This window comes from Variovorax paradoxus (assembly GCF_009498455.1).
In the GTDB taxonomy this organism is placed as follows: Bacteria; Pseudomonadota; Gammaproteobacteria; order Burkholderiales; family Burkholderiaceae_C; genus Variovorax; species Variovorax paradoxus_H.
Genome location: NZ_CP045644.1, coordinates 2,388,086 through 2,403,041, shown reverse-complemented (window position 1 = coordinate 2,403,041; position 14,956 = coordinate 2,388,086). Strand labels below are relative to the sequence as shown.

Below are 14,956 nucleotides of genomic sequence, written 5' to 3'. Positions count from 1 at the left end.
GTCAGAGCCGCTCGATGATCGTGACGTTGGCCATGCCGCCGCCTTCGCACATCGTCTGCAGGCCGTAGCGCTTGCCGCGCTGGCCCAGGGCGTTCACGAGCGTGGTCATCAGCTTGGTGCCCGAGGCGCCCAGCGGGTGGCCCAGCGCAATGGCGCCGCCGTTCACGTTGAGGCGGGCCGGGTCGGCGCCCAGCGCCTTCAGCCAGGCGATGGGCACGGGCGCGAAGGCTTCGTTGACTTCGTACAGGTCGATGTCCTCGATCTTCATGCCGGCCTTTTGCAGCGCGCGCTGCGTGGCGGGCAGCGGGGCCTCGAGCATGATGACCGGGTCGTGGCCCAGCACGCTCATGTGGTGGATGCGCGCCAGCGGCTTCACGCCCAGCGACTTCAGGCCGCGCTCGTTCACGACCATGAGACCGCTGGCGCCGTCGCAGATCTGGCTCGCGGTGGCCGCCGTGCAGCGCCCGCCTTCGGCGATGAGCTTCACGCCGGCGATGCTCTCCAGCGTGGCGTCGTAGCGGATGCCTTCGTCGGTGGTGTGCAGCTCGCCCGTCTCGGTGCCGTCGGCCATGCGCACCGCCACGGGCACGATCTCGCGTTCGAAGCGGCCGGCCTTCGTGGCAGCAATGGCGCGGTGGTGGCTTTCGAGCGCGTAGCGGTCGAGCGCGTCTTTCTCGATGCCGTAGTTGCGGGCGATCATTTCGGCACCCGTGAACTGGCTGAACTGGATGCCGGGGTAGCGCTTTTCCATGCCGGGGCTCACGTAGAAGCCCAGGTTGTTCTTCAGCGGCAGCGTGGTGGGCAGGCCCATCGGCACGCGGCTCATGCTCTCGACGCCGGCGGCGATCACGATGTCCATCGTGCCCGACATCACGGCCTGCGCCGCGAAGTGCAGCGCCTGCTGCGACGAGCCGCACTGGCGGTCGACCGAGGTGGCGGGCACCGACTCGGGCAGGCGCGAGGCCAGCACCGCGTTGCGCGCGATGTTCGAGGCCTGCTCGCCGGCTTGGCCGACGCAGCCCATGATGACGTCTTCGATCAGCGCGGGGTCGGCGTCGGTGCGCTCCACGAGCGCGTTGAGCACCTGTGCGGCCAGGTCGGCCGGGTGCCATCCGGCGAGGCGGCCGTTGCGGCGGCCTCCGGCGGTGCGCGCGGCGGCGACGATATAGGCTTCGGGCATGTGAAATCTCCGGTGATGGGTTCGGTTCGACAGTCCAGCGCATTGTTGGCGCCGCGCCGCCGCACAGCGTCGTCGGAACCGACGATTTTGGGCGGCGGCCTTTACAGCATCAGGCCTTGGCCAACCGCTTGGCCATGCTCCAGCGGTGCACTTCCGATGGGCCGTCATAGATCCGAAAGGCCCGCATGTCGCGGAAGATGCGCGCGGCCACGGTCTCGTCCGACACGCCGCTGGCGCCGAGGATCTGCACCGAGCGGTCGACCACGCGCCACTCGGCCTCCGAGCACAGCACCTTGGCCACGCTCGACTCGTGCCGGCCCTTGCCGCCCTGATCGAGCACCCACGCGCAATGCCAGATGGTCAGGCGCGAGACGTGCAGGTCCATGTCGTTGTCGGCCAGCATGAAGCCCACGCCCTCGTGCTCCACCAGCGCATGGCCGAAGGCCTGGCGGCGGCGGGCGTAGTCGGTGGCGAGTTCGTGCACGCGGCGCGCAGCGCCGAGCCAGCGCATGCAGTGCGTGAGGCGCGCGGGCGCGAGCCGCACCTGCGCGTAGCGAAAGCCCTCGCCGATGGCGCCCAGCACGTCGGCGGCGGGCACGCGCAGGCCGTCGAAGCGCACCACGCCGTGGCCGCCGGTGAAGCAGCTGTCGAGCGCGTCGATCTGACGCTCGATCACGATCCCGGGCTGGTTCATGTCGGCCAGGAACATGGTCGACGAGCCGTCTTCCATGCGCGCCATGATGATCGCGAAGCCCGCGCCGGTGGCGCCGGTGATGAACCACTTGCGCCCGGTGATCACGTAATGGTCACCGTCGCGCACGGCCACGGTCTGCATCATCGACGGGTCGGAGCCGGCGCCGGGCGGCGGCTCGGTCATGCAGAAGCACGAGCGCACATGGCCATCGATGAGCGGCTGCAGCCAGCGCGCCTTCTGCGCCGGCGTGGCCACCACCTCCATCAGGTGCACGTTGCCTTCGTCGGGGGCGTGGATGTTGAGCGCCACCGGGCCGAGCGGCGAGTAGCCCGCCTCCTCGAACACGATGGCCTTGTCGACGTGCGACAGGCCGAGCCCGCCGTGTTCCTTCGACGCATGCGGCGTGAGCAGGCCGGCGCGGCGTGCGCGCGCCACCAGCTCGTCGCGCAGCGCTTCGGCGGGGCCGTGCGAATCCTGCCGGGGGTCGGATTCGAGCGGCATCACCTCCTCGGCGATGAAGCGGCGCGTTCGTTCCTGCAGGTCGAGCTGGGCCGGGGTGAGGCTGAAGTCCATGGGGGACGCTCCTTCTTTCTCTCAGTGGATTCAAGGACGGATTGAAGACAATGCGGCGCATGGTGCCGATGCGGGCGCGGGTTTCGAGTCGTGAGCGGGACAAGGCCGCCGGATTCGTCCGTTCCGACGATGCCGCGGCCCGGCCGGGCTCCAACACTGGGGAATGGCCTTCAGCGGCAACTTCGTCGGCGCCGAGCAGGCCGAGCGCTGGGGGCTGGTCAACCGCGTGACGACGCCCGGGCAGCTGATGCCCGAGGCGCTGGCCCTGGCCGCCGACATCGCGAGCGCGCTGCCCGAGATGCTGCCGGTCTACAAGCGCCTGATTGACGACGGCCATGCGCGCAGCTTTGCCGAAGGCATGGCGCTGGAGCTGGCCGCCACGCGCGCGTGGGCCGCGTCGCTCACGCCCGAGGTGCTGCGTGCGCGGCGCGAGGCGGTGCAGGCGCGAGGGCCTGCGCAGAAGGGCTGACGACGGCCCCTCTGCCCTGGCGTCAGCGCGATGCCATCCGGATCGCGCTGCCCGGGCACAAGGTGCGTCGGCGAATCAATGTATCAGCGGGAGATACCGATGATCGGCAGGGAGAACTGGTTCATCCGAGGCCTAGGTTCCCGGTTTCCGTCCCTGGTGGAAATGGCCTTGTCGACCACGGTCGCTGTTGCGGCGGCGGTCGTTTCGATTGCGTTGACGGCTTCTTTCGCGCTCTTTGCAACGCTCGGGTCTGGGCTGTTCAGGTCCGGCAATGCCTTGGCCGTGACCGCGGCGCTCTTCGCTTGCGCAACCAAACTCTTGGCCTTCTCCAGATCGCCACCGCCGCGCACTTCCGCAAGTGCCCTTCTCATCGTTTCGATGATCGTCGATGTCTTGCGCGCAGCGTCGAAGGCACCGGCTCGATTCGCGGCGGCACTCTTGTTCTCCGCATCCCTGAGCTTGGCGTCGGCACTAGCCTTGGCAGGCGCCGTCGCTTGCTGCAATGGCGTCGAGCTCGCGGGCGGTGCTGTGCTGGCCAGCGCCGACTTCCACCGGCTTGCCACCTTGGAATTCTTCAATCCCAGCGGAAGAAAGAGGGTGGAAAGACCGGCGATCCTGGCCGTGTCCAATGCAACGCCGCTTGCGAGCGTCAGGTTTCCATCCTCCGGCTTCAGAAAGCGCCCGTAGATCCTGATCGCGTCGCTCTCGGAGACGGGTTTGCCAAGCTCGCGTTCCAGTTGGGCCAGAACACCGAGAACTTCAAGATCGGCCCCGTGGTCAGGTGCGATCTCCGCGACGACCTGGGCCTTGCTGAGTGCATCGTTGACAAGCGCACGGATTTTTGCCGGCCGGCAGATCGACTGATAGCCCAGCAGGATGTGCATGGCGTTCATATGGTCGAGCACCGTGCCCTGCAAGCCATTGTTGACCTCTCTCATGAAAAGTTCTTGCGACGCATGAACGAGCTTGACGATCGAGGTTCCCGCGTCAGCGAAGAGATACGCTGTCGAGTACGCATCCATGCTCGCACCCGCGAAACTGAAGGCGGAAGCCACGCCGGCAATTTGCTTGGCGGAATTCCCGGTGATACCCATCAATGCCGATGACACCCCGCCGAGAAGATTGGTCTGCTGCCGCACGTGGCCTGCGGCCTGGTTGCTCTGACCGATGCCGTCCAGGTACTCCTCGCAGCGAAGCTCGATCAGAATGCGTCCCGCGTCAAGCAGGGCCAGGGCCTCCTCGGAAGTGCCGTCGAGCTCGGCGCTGGTCTTGTACCGCGTGTAGAAGTCCTCCACGGCGTGCGCGAGAACCGTCTTGCTGTCCAGCAGTGACACCTGCGCGAAGGTCGGCTCTGGCATGGTCGCCTTCAACGACGAACACCCCCCCAGCGCCACGACCGCGCAGAGGGGCAGCACACGGCGTACCCACGCGAAACTCCCGTCGAATCTTGTTCTCATGGTTTTCCTTGAAGCTGCGATCCCCCGATCGCAACGCGATGCTAGTGACGGCCGAAAAGCAGAACATCCCACGTTCAGGGGACGCTTTTCCTCAGGCCCGCCGCTATTCGCGTTGGCGCGCGGTGAGGTGAGCTCCCACACCTTCCCATGTGAGGAACACACACCGCGCGTCACGCATTCAAGGTCATCCCATTTCCGGCATCTGCCTCAACAGAATCTGTTCAACGCCGACGGTGCTCAGCGCGGCGCCATCCGGATCGCGCCGTCCAGCCGCACGCTCTCGCCATTGAAGTAGCCGTTGGTGATCATCAGCTCGGCCAGCGTCGCGTACTCGGCCGGGTTGCCCAGGCGCTTGGGGAACGGCACCGAGGCAGCCAATGCGGCCTTCACGTTGTCGGGCGCGCCCTGCAGCAGCGGCGTGTTGAAGATGCCCGGCAGGATGGTGTTCACGCGGATGCCCTCGCCCATGAGGTCGCGCGCAATGGGCAGCGTCATGCCGACGATGCCGGCCTTCGAGGCGGTGTAGGCGGCCTGGCCCATCTGGCCGTCTTGGGCCGCGACCGAGGCGGTGTTGACGATGGCGCCGCGCTCGCCGTCTACCAGCGCATCGAGCGTGAGCATGCCGGCTGCCGACTTGGCGATGCAGCGGAAGGTGCCCACGAGGTTGATCTGGATGATGCGGTCGAAGTTGGCGAGCGGAAAGTGCTTGATCTCGCCCGAGGCCTTGTCGCGGCTCGCGGTCTTCACCGCGTTGCCGGTGCCGGCGCAGTTGACCAGAACGCGCTCCTGGCCGTGCGCGGCGCGGGCTTTGGCAAAGGCTGCATCGACCTGCTCCTCGGAGGTCACGTCGACCTTGCAGAACACGCCGCCCAGTTCCTTGGCCAGGGCCTCGCCCTGCTCCACGTTGAGGTCGAACAGCGCGACCTTCACGCCGTGGCTGGCCAGGCGGCGCGCGGTGGCGGCCCCGAGGCCCGAAGCGCCGCCCGTGACGACGGCGGCAATGCTGGAATCGAGTTGCATCTCTTGTTGTCCTTGGATAGAGAGAGAAAGGAAGAAAGAAAACCGAAAACGCCTGCCGTTCAGACCGGGTAGTAGCGCAGCTTGCGCGCCGCCATCTCGCGCATGCGCGCCGTCGGCACATACGGCGCGCCGAGCGCCGCATGCTTGTCGCACAGCGCGACCACGCGGTCCAGCCCCAGCCAGTCGGCGTACTTGAGCGCACCGCCCGCGTAGGCCGGAAAGCCCACGCCGAGCAGCAGCGCCATGTCGAGCTCGGCCGGCGTGGCGACCACGCCGTCTTCGAGCGCGTGCGCAGCCTCGACGACCATCGGCAGCATCATGCGTTCGACGATCTCCGCATCGGCGAAGTCGCGCCGGCCCTGCGGCTGCAACGTGGCGACCAATGCATGCGCCTCGGGCGCGGTGGACTTGCGCGGGCGGCCCGTGGGGTCGTTCTCGTAGCGGTAGAAGCCCGTGCCGTTCTTCTGGCCGTAGCGCTTGTTCGCCACCATCAGCTTCACGGCGTTGCGTTCGAGGGCCGGCATGCGTTGCGGGTAGCCCGCGGCGATCACGTCGCCCACGTGCGCGCCCACGTCCATGCCCACCACGTCCTGCAGGTAGGCCGGGCCCATGGGCCAGCCGAAGGCTTCCATCGCGCGATCGACCGCCTCGAAGTCGGCACCATCGGCCACCAGCTGCACGAAGGCGTTGATGTACGGCGTGAGGATGCGGTTGACCAGAAAGCCCGGACAGTCCTTCACCACGATGGGCGTCTTGCCCATGGCCACGGCATAGCCCACGGCGGTGGACACGGCGGCGTTGCTCGTCTTCGCGCCCTGGACCACTTCCACCAGTTGCATCACCGGCACGGGGTTGAAGAAGTGCATGCCGACAAAGTCTTCGGGCCGCGCGAGCGGTTGGGCAATGTCGTCGATGCGCAGGCTCGAGGTGTTCGAGGCGATCACGGTGCCGGGCTTGACGCTGCCTTCCAGCGCGGCCAGCACCTTGCGCTTGACCTCGAGGTTCTCGACCACGGCCTCGACCACGCAGTCCACCGCGTCGAAGCCGGCCTCGTCGAGCTGCGGCACGATCGACGCTTGAATGGCATCGGCCTTGGCCTGCGCGAGCCGGCCGTTCTTGACCTGCTTGGCGAGCTGCTTGCCGGCCTCGGCCCTGCCCAGGTCGAGCTGCGGCTGCGCGATGTCCTTCATGCGCACCGGCGTGCCGCGCAGCGCGCTGGTGTAGGCGATGCCGCCGCCCATGATGCCGGCGCCGAGCACGGCCGCCTGCTTCACCGGACGGCCTTCGCGCGCATGGCGCTTGTAGAGTTTCTTGAGCGCCTGGTCGTTGAGAAAGGCCTGCACCAGCGAGGCGGCGGCCTGCGTCTTCGCGACGCGGCCGAAGGCGGCCGACTCCAGGTCGAGCGCGCCCGCGCGGTCGCGGCCGGCGGCCTCGGCCATCATCTCGAGCGCGATGAGGGCTGCGGGCTGGTGCTTGCCGCTGCGCGCCACCACCTGCGTGCGCGCGGTCTCGACCAGCGCGCCCGCCTCTTGGGCCGACAGCGCCAGCGGCGCGCGCTTGCGTTGCTGCGCGGCCTGCCAGTCGACCTCGCCGCGCACCGCACGCTGCAGCAGTGCGAGCGCACGGTCGCGCAGGGCCTCGGGCGCCGCGACCTCGTCGGTCACGCCCGCGGCCAGCGCAGCCGGCGCCTTGGCCGGCTTGCCGCTCGCCACCCAGTCGATGGCCGTGGCCAGGCCCGCCAGGCGCGACAGCCGCACCGTGCCGCCGAAGCCCGGGAACAGGCCGAGCTTCACCTCGGGCACGCCGACCTGCGCCGTGTCGGCCATCACGCGCAGCGGCGCGAGCATCGCCAGCTCCAGTCCGCCGCCGAGCGCGAAACCGTTGATGGCGACCACGCTGGGGACGGCCAGGTCTTCGAAGGCGTTGAACAGCTCGTTGCTGGCGCGCACGCCGCGTGCGATGTCGGCCTCGGCCTGCTGGAAGGTGGCGCCGAACTCGGTGATGTCGGCGCCGACGATGAACACGTCTTTCGCGCTCGTCACCAGCACGCCGCGCACATCCGGCGAGGCCGCGATGCGTTCGGTGGCCTGGCGGAACTCGTCGACGGTGCGCGCGTCGAGCTTGTTGATGGCCTCGCCGCGCCGGTCGAAGCGCAGCTCCACCAGCCCGTCCTGCAACGGCAGGACTTCGATACTTTCGCCTTGGAACAAAGGGGGTCTCCTCGCGGCCGGCGACACGCCAGCCTGTGGGAAAAAGTTTAGGGACGCGCCCTGCGCGCAGGCATCGTCCGAAGCGACGATTACAGGAACAACGTGTTCGACCGCGCGCGCTCACGCAACGCAGCCGTGGGCTTGAAGCGCTCGCCGTGGCGCTCTGCGAGTGCATCACAGCGTGCGACGAACGCGGCGAGGCCGACGGTTTCGATGTATGAGAGCGTGCCGCCGGTCCAGTCGGGGTAGCCCAATGCGAGCACGGCGCCGAGGTCGGCTTCGACCGGCTGCTTCACCACACCTTCTTCAAGGCAACGCGCGGCTTCGAGCGCGAGCAGTGACAGCAAACGCTCGCCGACGGCGCGTGCATCGGGCTGCGATGTGGCGGCCTGTGTCACGGTGGCATCAGCAGTCAGCGGACTCTCGACCAGCCCGGCCTGCCGCGCGGCATTCGCGATGAGCGCAGGCGACACGCCTTCGCTCAACAGCACCTGGCCTTCACTGCGGTACAGCTGCCGCAGCCGTTCGACATACGCAGCGTTGACCGCACTCAAGTCGCCCTTGCGCCGCAGCGCCGCGCCCCGATTCACGAACAACGTGCGCATCAGGTTGCGCGCCACCGGACCGGCCAGCAAGGGACCGAAGCACTGCGCCTCGACCGCCAGGCCCGCGTCCATCGGCAGCTGCGTGCCTTCGTACACCGCCGACAGGATGGCCAGCGGTGCCGGCAGGTTGTCGTGCGTGTCGCGCCGCACCTGCGCCAGCGTGGCGCCGAAGCTCGCGCCCGCGTGCGGTGCCAATGCGCCCGCGCCGCCCGGCACCTTGAAGCCCTTCACGTCCCACGGCTGCTGGCCGGCGTCGGGGTGCTCGAGCACCCAGCGGCGCGCGACCTGCACGAGCTGTTCGGCCGGCGCGAGCGCATCGACCATGCCCAGCGCCAGCGCCTCGGCCGGCGCCACGTGCCGACCCGACAGCAGCAGCGGCAGTGCGCGCGCAATGCCGATCAGGCGCGGCAGCCGCTGCGTGCCGCCGCCCACCGGCAGCAGACCGACCGTGACTTCGGGCAGCCCGACCACCGCACGCGGCTCGTCGAGCAGCACGCGGTAATGGCAGGCCAGCGCGAGCTCGAAACCACCGCCCAGTGCCACGCCGTTGATCGCCACCGCCACGGGCTTGCCGCAGCGCTCCAGTTCGCGCAGCACGCGGCCGCCGGGCGCGATGGCCTCGGCGGCATCGGCCGCGCTGCCACCTGTCGCATGAAAGCCCACGAGGTCCTTGAGGTCGGCGCCGGCCATGAAGCCGCTGGCCTTGCCCGAGGTGATGACCGCGCCGCGCACGTCGGCGCGCTGCGCGATCTGCGCCACGGCCGCGCGCAGGTCGGCCGTGAAGCCGGGCGTGAACACGTTCATCGGCCGGTCGGGCACGTCGAGGGTGAGGAGCGCGACGCCGTCGGCATCGACCTCGAATCGGATGTTGGAGTGCATAGAAGAAGATCTGAGGAAAGGCGTTTTCGCGCGCTCAAACGCGCTCGATCACCAGCGCGGTCGACTGCCCCGCCGCGGCGCACAGCGTGACCAGGCCCAGGCCCGCGTCGCGCCGCTCCAGCTCGTCGAGCAGCGTGCCCGTGAGGATCGCGCCGGTCGCGCCCAACGGATGGCCCAGCGCAATGGCGCCGCCGTTCACGTTGATGCGCACGGGGTCGATGTCGAAGTGCCGCGCATAGCGCATCGGCACCACCGAGAAGGCCTCGTTGACCTCGAACAGTTCGATGTCGCCGATGCGCAGGCCGCAGCGCGCCAGCAGGCGTTCGGTGGCCGGCATCGGGCCGCCCAGGCTCAGCAGCGGCTCGTCGGCGCACGAGGCACTGCCGACGATGCGCGCGCGCGGCACGAGGCCGTTGCGCGTGCCGTAGTCGCGGTTGCCCAGCAGCACCGCGCAGGCGCCGTCGACGATGCCGCTCGAATTGCCGCCCGTGTGAATCGGCGCGATGTGCGAGAGCTGCGGGTAGCGCTGCAGCAGGATCGCTTCGTAGCCCTGCGCGGCCACGCCGGCGAAGGCGGGCTTGAGCTTGGCGAGGTCGGCCATGGTGGTGCCGGGGCGGTTGGCCTCGTCTTTCGCGAGCACGGTGCACCCGAGCCGGTCGCGCACGGGCACGAGCGAGCGGTCGAAGCGGCCCTCGGCTTGCGCCACGGCGGCGCGGCGCTGGCTTTCCATGGCGTAGGCATCGACCGCCTCGCGGTCCACGCCGTCGAGCATGGCCATGAGGTCGGCCGCCACGCCGTTGGGAATGTAGGGGTAGCGCTGGCCCACGGCGGGGTCGGTGTAGACCGCGCCGCCGTCGCTGCCGATGGCCACGCGCGACATCGACTCCACGCCGCCGCCGATCACCGCGTCGGCCTGGCCCGAGGCCACGAGGCCGAAGCCCATCTTGAGCGTGTCGAGCGCCGAGGTGCAGAAGCGGTTGAGCTGAAAGCCCACCACGCTGTCGCCGTAGCCCGCCGACAGCAGCGCCACGCGCGCGATGTCGGCGCCCTGCTCGCCCACGGGCATCACCACGCCCAGGCCCACGTCCTCGATCTGCGTGGGGTCCAGCGCATGGCGTTCGCGCAGCGCCTGCAGCACCTGCGTGGCCAGTTGCACGGGCGTGATGGGGTGCAGCGCACCGTCGGCGCGGCCCTTGCCGCGCGGGGTTCGCACGTGGTCGTAGATGAAAACGTCGTGGGTCATGGGCAGGGCGCTGCCCGGGTGCGCAGGGCCACCGGATGCAGGGGAATTCAGTTTGTCTGCGGCCAGTTTAGGAAGCAGAATCGGTTGCCGGAATCGTCGGAAGCGACGGAATTTCCAGGCATTCACTCCCCCTTCGCGATGCCTGCACCAGCCCCCGTTCCCCCTTCCTCGCTCCGGATTCTCGAGACCAAGCTCAACCCGCCGGCCTTCGTGGCCACGCAGGTGCCGCGCACCGCCATCAGCGAAGAAATCGCGGCCGCGACCGTCAAGCTCGTGCTGGTGCGCGCACCCGCCGGCTTCGGCAAGACCACCGCCATGGCGCAGATCCGTGAGCGCATGGACGCGCAGGGCATCGCCACCGCGTGGCTCACGCTCGACCGCGCCGACAACGACGTGTCGCGCTTTCTCAACTGCCTGGCCGAGGCCGTGCAACGCATCGGCGTGGACGAGCCCGCAAGCCACGCGCCCTTCGACGCCGTGGCCGCGCTGGCCGCGCACGACTCGCCCTTCACGCTCTTTCTCGACGACTTCGAGGTGGTGCAGGAACCCGCCGTGCTCGGCCTCGTGCGCGAGCTGGTCGAGCACCTGCCGCGGCGCGGGCAGATCGTGATCGGCTCGCGCAGCCTGCCCGACCTCGGCCTGGGCCGTTTGCGCGCGCGCGGCCAGCTCATCGAGATCGACACCGACCGCCTGCGCTTCACGCTGGAAGAAACCAGCGCCTTCATCGGCCTGCGCCAGGCGCATGCGCCGCACGCCGCCGCGCAGCCGCCGCAGGCACTGCCGGCCGACATGCTCTCGCAGCTGCACCGCAAGACCGAAGGCTGGGTCGCGGCCATCTGGCTGGCGTCGATGGCGCTGGAGCGGCACGGCATCGAGACCGGCTTCATCGAGCGCTTCTCGGGCTCCGACCGCGCCGTGGCCGACTACCTGGCCGAAGACGTGCTCGCGCACCAGCCACCCGAGATCCGCGACTTTCTGCTGCGCACCAGCATCCTGCGCCAGCTCGACGCGTCGGTGTGCCAGGCGCTCAGCCCGCGCGGCGACAGCGCCGTCATCCTCGAACAGCTCGCCGCCGCCAACCTGTTCCTCACGCCCGTGAGCGGCGACGCGGGCGGCGAGGTGCGCGCGTGGCGCTATCACAGCCTGTTCGCCGACTTCCTGCGCGCACAGCTGGCGCACGAGCGGCCCGACGAACTCGCGCGGCTGCACCTCGCGGCCTCGGGCTGGTACGAATCGCACGGCCGGCCCGTGCCCGCCATCGACCATGCGATCGAAGGCGGCGACCATCCGCACGCGCTCACGCTGCTCGACAGCTACGCCGAGCAGTTCCTCGAACAGGGCCGCATGCGCATGCTGGCGCGCTGGTTCTCGGCCATTCCCGAACACCAGCTGCGCGAGCATCCGTTCCTGCAACTCATCGCGCTGTGGGCCACCTGCTTCACGCACGGCCCGTGGGACGCGATGCGGCTGCTCGAACAATCGGGCTGCCTCGACAGCCCCATTCCCGAGGTGCGCGCCAACGCCCACACGCTCATTCCGCTGCTGCTGGCCATGGAAGACCAGCACGACGCCGCCTACGAAGCCGGCCGCGAAAGCCTCGCGCGCATGCCCACCGGGCTCGCCTTTGCCGAGGGCGTGCTGCTTAACGCGATGGCGCACATCCTCGCGGTGCGCGGCGACCAGCGCGAGGCGCAGCGCCTGCTCGAGGCCGCGCGGCGCGAGCAGGGCAACAGCACCTTCAACCGCATGTACACCGAGTCGCTGGCGGGCCTGTTCGACCTCACCGAAGGCCGGCTGCGCCAGGCCACTGCGCGGCTGCGCATGGCGGTCGATTCGACGCATGCCGTGTCGTACAACCACAGCCACGGCAACGCCTGGGCCGGAGTGCTGTACGCCGGCGCCGTGTACGAGACCAACCAGCTGGTGCAGGCCGAGCACCTGCTGAACGTGTACCTGCCGCTGGCGCGCGACGTGGGCCTGCCCGACCACATGATCCTGAGCCACGTCATGCGCTCGCGCATCGCCTTCCACGCGGGCGACATCGACGCCGCGTTCCAGGCGCTCACCGAACTCGAATACCTGGGCCACCACCGTCAACTGCCGCGCGTGGTCGCGGGCGCCAAGCTGGAGCGCGCCCACATGCTGCTGCTGCAGGGCAACGGCCCCGCGTCGCGCGACGAGCTGCAGCGCGCCGACGACCCCGAGCTGTGGGCGCGCGAGCGCCGCCAGCGCCTGCCCGCACACGACCTCGACTACCTCGCCCTCGCCAAGGCGCGCTGGGACATCGCCTTCGGCGACGCGCGCGCTGCGCTCACCGTGCTCGACGCCGAACTGCACGCCGCCGTCGCCGCCAACCGCAACCGCCGCGCACTCAAGCTGCGCGTGCTGCGCGCGCTGGCGCTGCAGCGCGCAGGCGACCTCGCCACCGCCATCGAAGAAATCGGCGCCGTGCTGCAGACCGCGAGCCAGGAAGGCTTCGTGCGGTTGATCCTCGACGAGGGACCGTCCGTGGGCACGCTGGTGCACCGCTATGCGGCAGCGATGCAGCAAGAGGCCGGTGCCGTGGCGCCCGTGCTGCGCAGCGACCCGATATTGGCCGACTACCTGCAGCGGCTGCTGCAGGTGCTCGGCCCGCCACCGTCACCGATCGACGCCGAAGCGCCGTCGGGCGATGCGACCAAGGAGCCGCTCACGCGCAAGGAGATCCGCGTGCTGCAGCTGCTGGCCGAGGGCTACTCGAACAACGCGATGGGCGAGAAGCTGTTCGTGTCGGAGAGCACGGTGCGCACGCACCTGCGCAACATCAACATGAAGCTGGGTGCGAAGCGCCGTACCGAGGCGGTGGCGATTGCGCGCAAGCTCGGCGTGATTCGCTGACCAGCCAGCCAGTCAAGCGGCCAGCCGCTGCCGCTTGTCCTGCGCATCGCGCCCCGCGATGCTCTCGCGGGCACGCTGCCAGTCGTCGTCCTTCCACGCCGACATCCGCGAGAAGTTCCCGCCCGTGGCCTGGAACTGCGCGCCGTCGATGGCGATAGTCTGGCCGTTGACGTACTCCGAGCCCGGGCCGAGCAGGTAGGCCGCGAGGTTGGCCAGTTCGGGCATGCGGCCGTTGCGCTCCATCGGGTTGCGCTCGGCCTTGTGCTCGCCGCCGCCGGGGTTCAGGCGCGCGCTCATGCCCTCGGTGGGGAACAGGCCCGGCGCGATGGCGTTGAAGCGGATGCCGCGGCCGGCCCACTCGACGGCGAGCGACTGCGTCATCGCATGCAGCCCGGCTTTCGACATGGCCGAGGGCACGGTGAAGGGCGAGCCGTTCCACACCCAGGTGGTGAGGATCGACAGCACCGACGCCGCCTTGCCTTCCGCCAACCAGCGCTTGCCGCATTCGAGCGTCATGCAGAAGCTGCCGCGAAAGACGATGCTCGAGATGGCGTCGAAGGCGCGCGGCGACAAGTCTTCGGTGCGGCTCACGAAGTTGCCCGCGGCGTTGTTGACGAGGCCGTCGAGCGCGCCGCCGTCGGCCCAGATTTCATCGAGCATCTCGGTGATCTGCGCGTCGTGGCGGATGTCGCAGGTCTTGGGCGTCACGCGCCCGCCGTGCAGGTGCATCAGCTCGGCCGCCGTTTCTTCGAGCACGGGCGCGCGGCGCCCGCAGATGTACACGTGGGCGCCGAGCAGCAGCAGCGCCTCGCTCATCACGCGGCCCAGGCCGCTGCCGCCACCGGTCACGAGGTAGCGGCGGCCGGCCAGCAGGCCGGGCTTGAACATCAGGTCGTCGAGGGTCATGGAAATCCTTGTGTGCGGTCCGTTGAAATTCGGAATGAAGCTCAGCGTCCCGTGTAGACGGGCGCGCGCTTCTCGAGGAAGGCGGTCATGCCTTCGCGGAAATCGCGGGTCTGGGTGCACAGCACCTGGTTGCGGTCTTCCATGGCGACGACCGCTTCCATGCTGCCGGCATCCACTGCGATGCCCAGCGCCTCCTTGGTCAGGCGCAGCGCCACGGGCGTGGCATGGAGCATGTCGTCGGCCAGCGCTTGCGCCTCGGCCTGCAGCGCGGGCAGCGTGTCGACGCGGCTCACGAGGCCCAGCGCGTACGCGCGCTGCGCGTCCATGAAACGGCCGGTGAGCATGTACTCGGCCGCCACCGAGCTGCCGACCATGCGCGGCAAAAAGTAGCTCACGCCCACGTCGCAGGCCGACAGGCCGATGCGGATGAAGGCGGCGTTCATGCGCGCGTCGGGCGTGGCCAAGCGCACGTCCGAGGCCAGCGCGAGCGCAAAACCGCCGCCGCTGGCCGCGCCCTGCACCACGCACACGATGGGCTGCGGGCAGCGCCGCATGGCCAGCATGATGTCGCGGATGCCCTTCTGCTGTTCGAGCATGTCGGCCACGCCGAGGTCTTCACCGCCCGCCTGCTCTTTCAGGTCGAGCCCGGCACAGAAGGCGCGGCCCGCGCCCTGCAGCACGACCACGCGCTCGGGGCTGCGCGCGTTCAGGCCTTCGAAGTACTCGCGCAGCGCGCGCACCAGCACGGGGTCGAGCGCGTTGAGGCGCTCGGGGCGGTTCAGCGTGAGCCAGGCGACGCCATCGCGCTGCTCGATCTGCAAGACGTCGCTCATGACGCGGATC

Annotated in this window: 11 protein-coding genes; 2 read left to right on the top strand and 9 right to left on the bottom strand. The window is 69.4% G+C overall.

Translation table 11 applies throughout. The annotated features are described in order from the left end of the window. Position 1: 1 nt before the first annotated feature. On the bottom strand, positions 2-1,180 hold the full coding sequence (locus tag GFK26_RS10990; RefSeq protein ID WP_153281996.1) for an acetyl-CoA C-acetyltransferase: 1,179 nt from the start codon (positions 1,178-1,180) through the stop codon (positions 2-4). Between the two features lie 109 nt (positions 1,181-1,289). Continuing rightward, a complete protein-coding gene (locus tag GFK26_RS10985; RefSeq protein ID WP_153281995.1) occupies positions 1,290-2,447 on the bottom strand; it encodes an acyl-CoA dehydrogenase family protein in 1,158 nt (385 codons plus the stop codon). 163 nt (positions 2,448-2,610) lie between these two features. Between GFK26_RS10985 and GFK26_RS10980 the strand changes: the two genes are divergently transcribed. Further along, positions 2,611-2,916 carry a hypothetical protein gene (locus GFK26_RS10980; RefSeq protein WP_153281994.1) on the top strand — a complete coding sequence of 102 codons (306 nt, stop codon included), beginning with the start codon at positions 2,611-2,613 and terminating at the stop codon, positions 2,914-2,916. An 83-nt stretch (positions 2,917-2,999) separates the two neighbouring features. On the opposite strand, the gene GFK26_RS10975 is transcribed toward GFK26_RS10980, so the two are convergent. From GFK26_RS10975 to GFK26_RS10955, 5 genes are all read right to left on the bottom strand, one after another. Continuing rightward, positions 3,000-4,274, bottom strand: a complete 1,275-nt coding sequence (locus tag GFK26_RS10975) for a hypothetical protein (protein ID WP_153281993.1) — start codon at positions 4,272-4,274, stop codon at positions 3,000-3,002. A 336-nt stretch (positions 4,275-4,610) separates the two neighbouring features. Next, positions 4,611-5,393, bottom strand: coding sequence for an SDR family NAD(P)-dependent oxidoreductase (locus GFK26_RS10970; RefSeq protein ID WP_153281992.1), 783 nt, complete (start codon positions 5,391-5,393; stop codon positions 4,611-4,613). Positions 5,394-5,452: 59 nt separating this feature from the next. Next, on the bottom strand, positions 5,453-7,603 hold the full coding sequence (gene fadB, locus GFK26_RS10965; RefSeq protein ID WP_153281991.1) for a fatty acid oxidation complex subunit alpha FadB: 2,151 nt from the start codon (positions 7,601-7,603) through the stop codon (positions 5,453-5,455). A gap of 89 nt (positions 7,604-7,692) precedes the next feature. Then, positions 7,693-9,087, bottom strand: a complete 1,395-nt coding sequence (locus GFK26_RS10960) for an enoyl-CoA hydratase-related protein (protein WP_153281990.1) — start codon at positions 9,085-9,087, stop codon at positions 7,693-7,695. Between the two features lie 34 nt (positions 9,088-9,121). Beyond that, on the bottom strand, positions 9,122-10,330 hold the full coding sequence (locus GFK26_RS10955) for an acetyl-CoA C-acetyltransferase (RefSeq protein ID WP_153281989.1): 1,209 nt from the start codon (positions 10,328-10,330) through the stop codon (positions 9,122-9,124). A 138-nt stretch (positions 10,331-10,468) separates the two neighbouring features. On the opposite strand from GFK26_RS10955, the gene GFK26_RS10950 reads away from it, so the two are divergent. Next, positions 10,469-13,207: a LuxR C-terminal-related transcriptional regulator gene (locus GFK26_RS10950; RefSeq protein WP_153281988.1), complete on the top strand. Its 2,739-nt coding sequence runs from the start codon at positions 10,469-10,471 to the stop codon at positions 13,205-13,207. Positions 13,208-13,219: 12 nt separating this feature from the next. Here GFK26_RS10950 and GFK26_RS10945 read toward each other — a convergent pair whose 3' ends face one another. Continuing rightward, positions 13,220-14,113: an SDR family oxidoreductase gene (locus GFK26_RS10945; RefSeq protein WP_153281987.1), complete on the bottom strand. Its 894-nt coding sequence runs from the start codon at positions 14,111-14,113 to the stop codon at positions 13,220-13,222. A gap of 41 nt (positions 14,114-14,154) precedes the next feature. Then, positions 14,155-14,946: an enoyl-CoA hydratase/isomerase family protein gene (locus GFK26_RS10940; protein WP_153281986.1), complete on the bottom strand. Its 792-nt coding sequence runs from the start codon at positions 14,944-14,946 to the stop codon at positions 14,155-14,157. Between the last annotated feature and the right edge of the window lie 10 nt (positions 14,947-14,956).

What these genes read in the sequence shown, in the direction of transcription:
- GFK26_RS10990 (WP_153281996.1), bottom strand. Translation starts at nt 1,180, where the DNA reads ATGCCCGAAGCCTATATCGTCGCCGCCGCGCGCACCGCCGGAGGCCGC.
- GFK26_RS10985 (WP_153281995.1), bottom strand. Translation starts at nt 2,447, where the DNA reads ATGGACTTCAGCCTCACCCCGGCCCAGCTCGACCTGCAGGAACGAACG.
- GFK26_RS10980 (WP_153281994.1), top strand. Translation starts at nt 2,611, where the DNA reads ATGGCCTTCAGCGGCAACTTCGTCGGCGCCGAGCAGGCCGAGCGCTGG.
- GFK26_RS10975 (WP_153281993.1), bottom strand. Translation starts at nt 4,274, where the DNA reads ATGCCAGAGCCGACCTTCGCGCAGGTGTCACTGCTGGACAGCAAGACG.
- GFK26_RS10970 (WP_153281992.1), bottom strand. Translation starts at nt 5,393, where the DNA reads ATGCAACTCGATTCCAGCATTGCCGCCGTCGTCACGGGCGGCGCTTCG.
- GFK26_RS10960 (WP_153281990.1), bottom strand. Translation starts at nt 9,087, where the DNA reads ATGCACTCCAACATCCGATTCGAGGTCGATGCCGACGGCGTCGCGCTC.
- GFK26_RS10955 (WP_153281989.1), bottom strand. Translation starts at nt 10,330, where the DNA reads ATGACCCACGACGTTTTCATCTACGACCACGTGCGAACCCCGCGCGGC.
- GFK26_RS10950 (WP_153281988.1), top strand. Translation starts at nt 10,469, where the DNA reads ATGCCTGCACCAGCCCCCGTTCCCCCTTCCTCGCTCCGGATTCTCGAG.
- GFK26_RS10945 (WP_153281987.1), bottom strand. Translation starts at nt 14,113, where the DNA reads ATGACCCTCGACGACCTGATGTTCAAGCCCGGCCTGCTGGCCGGCCGC.
- GFK26_RS10940 (WP_153281986.1), bottom strand. Translation starts at nt 14,946, where the DNA reads ATGAGCGACGTCTTGCAGATCGAGCAGCGCGATGGCGTCGCCTGGCTC.